This window comes from Bradyrhizobium sp. P2_E8, assembly GCF_056403875.1.
Genome location: NZ_JBFUES010000957.1, coordinates 1 through 2,821 on the forward strand (window position 1 = coordinate 1; position 2,821 = coordinate 2,821).

The 2,821-nt window shown below is 62.5% G+C and carries 3 protein-coding genes; 1 reads left to right on the forward strand and 2 read right to left on the reverse strand.

The genetic code is table 11. From position 1 onward, the window contains the following. Window positions 1–27: 27 nt before the first annotated feature. Together AC1D00_RS34920 and AC1D00_RS34925 are read right to left on the reverse strand one after the other, a co-directional pair. Complete coding sequence (locus tag AC1D00_RS34920) at window positions 28–504, reverse strand: hypothetical protein (RefSeq protein WP_135172671.1); 477 nt, start codon at window positions 502–504, stop codon at window positions 28–30. A 376-nt stretch (window positions 505–880) separates the two neighbouring features. Beyond that, entirely contained in the window at window positions 881–1,810 is a 930-nt protein-coding gene (locus tag AC1D00_RS34925) for a LysR family transcriptional regulator (protein WP_477013811.1), read from the reverse strand. A 128-nt stretch (window positions 1,811–1,938) separates the two neighbouring features. Between AC1D00_RS34925 and AC1D00_RS34930 the strand changes: the two genes are divergently transcribed. After that, on the forward strand, window positions 1,939–2,821 hold an 883-nt coding region (locus AC1D00_RS34930; RefSeq protein WP_477013812.1), incomplete at its 3' end, for a ring-cleaving dioxygenase.

Consider the following 2,821-nt stretch of genomic DNA (forward strand, 5'->3'; position numbering starts at 1 on the left):
GGGATCAACTCCTTTGGTGTACAGCTGTCACGAGCCCGGAGTTTTAACGACGAGCTTTATGTTCAACAGGTTGACGCCCTTGAATGGGTTCGGAGCGCTTTCGATTGTTCCCGTGCCCGTGGCGTTCGCATAGGCACCTGTGCCCGACAGGATTGTGTATTCGCCCGTCGATTTGCCGTCTTTGGCCGAACCGGTGTAGCGCGCCGTAATCGAGCCTTCCTCGAACGTGTAGGTGCTATAGCCGAAAAAGGGGCCCGACCCTTTGAGCAGGTCCGAAGCGTTGACGAACTCTTTCACTCCGATACGGCCATCGTTGAATACGGCGACACCAAAGAATTTGCCAGAGACAACCGTCTGTCCTTCGACGTTTGCGGCCTCTATGACCTTGAGGTCGATCGGCTTCGTGACCAGCTTGAACTCGAGCACCCGCTCACCGGCTACGGCTGTTGACGCCGCGACGGCCAATATCACGCCAGAAAGGAAAAAGGTGAGAGACTTCCGCATAGCTTCCTCCTGCGCTTGTTGAAATCAAGTTGAGAAGTGCTGGCGAGCTACTCGTCATGCCCCGGCTCTTCGCGGTGGCACGGAAGAGAGCCCTTGGCAACGCCCCGGCAGCGGCTGAAGCACTCTGTCCTAAGGCGCAAAGTCGGGACGCAAATATGAGTCCCAAGCGACGGGAAGAAAGTTCAGGTTTCCGTTACGGTATAATCGTATCCAGCGACCGCTCGGGGACTCTCAGCAAAGGCACAATCCTCATGGTCTTTGCTGGTCGCCGGGCTTCTTCCAATCGTTCGCGGAAGAGCGAATTACTGTCACCAACGTTGACGAATGAATAGAACTCATGCCGCCCACCGCACCGTAGCCCGGCAGATTCATGCCTTCACGACCGAGCCTCCGCACGTCTGCGCCCGCTACCTGTCCCCTCCTCGCGGCCAAAATGCTCGACCAGGAAGTCGATGAACAGCCGCACCTTCACTGACAGATGCCGCGTCGGCGGATAGACCGCATAGAGCGCGAGCGGCGGCGCCGAATAATCATCCAGCACCGTGCCCAGCTCGCCCTTCCGCAAGGCATCAGCGGCGATGAACTCGGGCAGCAGCGCCAGCCCCCTGCCCTTGATCGCGACGTCGCGCAACACCTCGGCATTGTTGACGCAGAGCGACCAGGCCGGCTGGATCCAGTGATCGCCGTCGGCGCCGGTGAGCTTCCACTGATTGCCGGTGAGCAGGAAGCCGTAGGTCAGCGACGCATGCTCGCGCAGGTCCTGCGGATGCTTCGGTGTGCCATGACGCACCAGATAGTCGGGCGAAGCGCAGATCATGCGCGCCACCGGCATGATCTTGCGCGCGATCAGGCTGGAGGATTCCAGCTCCGCAATCCGCAGCGTCACGTCAAAACCATCCTGCACGGGATCGAGCAGATCATCGCTCAGCACGATCTGAAGCTGAAGCTCCGGATATCGCACCATGAAATCGGCCAGCACCGGCCCGAGCCGCATGGTGCCGAACGACATCGGCGCGTTGACGCGCAACAGTCCCCGCGGTGCCGACTGGAGCTGCGCCACCGCCTGGTCGGCCGCCTCGATCTCCGAGAGAATGACGACCGCGCGCTCGAAATAGCGCTGGCCGTTCTCGGTCGGGCTCGCGTGGCGAGTGGTCCGGTTCAGGAGCTGGACGCCGAGGCTCTCTTCGAGATCGGCGATGTATTTGCTGATCGCCGAGCGCGACAGGCGCAACTGGCGGCCCGCTTCGGCAAAACTGCCGCTCTCGACCACCTTCACGAAGGCCCGGAGGCTGGCGACCTTATCCAAGCGCCCGCTCCAGCGATTGTTTCCAAATCGTAGACATAGACGTCATATTTGCATGGATTGTCTCCAATCCAAAGCGGAACGATATTTCCGGCCAGAGCAAGACCGCTCCCCGAATTTGGAGGACGACAATGTCTGGACTGCACCACGTCACCGCGATCGCCGGCGACCCCATCAGGAACTTCGGCTTCTACACCAGGGATCTCGGCCTGCGCTTCGTCAAGAAGACGGTCAATTTCGACGATCCCGGCACCTATCACTTCTATTATGGCGACGAGACCGGCCGTCCCGGCACTATCCTGACCTTCTTCCCCTGGGCCGGCGTGCCGGCCGGGCGCCGCGGCGTCGGCGAGACCCACCAGACCGCGTTCCGCGTGCCGCAGCGCTCGCTCGGCTACTGGACGCAGCGCTTCACCGAGAAGGGCATTCCTTACGAGGCGCTGGAGAAGCGCTTCGGCGAGTCCGTGCTGCCGTTCACCGATCCCGACGGCATGGCGCTCGCGCTGGTCGGCGTTCCCGGTGCCGAGAACGAGCCGGGCTGGAGCAATGGCGACGTGCCGGCCGAGCATGCGATCCGCGGCTTCCACGGCGTGACCTTGCTGCTCGACAGCGCGGCGAAGACGGCGGCTGTCCTCACCGACGTGTTCGGCTTCAAGGAGACGGGACGCGAGGGCTCGGTGATCCGCTTCAAGGCGCCGGGCGATGCCGAGGGCAGCGTCGTCGACATCTATGAGGCCAAGGGCTTCCTGCGCGGCCATCAGGGCGGCGGCTCGGTGCACCACATCGCCTTCCGCGCGGCTGACGATGCCGAGCAGGGTAAGATGGCGCAAAAGCTCGTGAGCAATCACGGCCTGCATCCGACCGAGCAGAGGGACCGCAACTACTTCCGCTCGATCTACTTCCGCGAGCCCGGCGGCGTGCTGTTCGAGATCGCGACCGACATCCCCGGCTTCGCCGTCGACGAACCCGTGGCGACGCTGGGACGCGACCTGAAGCTGCCGAGCTTCCTGGAAC

What these genes read in the sequence shown, in the direction of transcription:
- AC1D00_RS34920 (WP_135172671.1), bottom strand. Translation starts at nt 504, where the DNA reads ATGCGGAAGTCTCTCACCTTTTTCCTTTCTGGCGTGATATTGGCCGTC.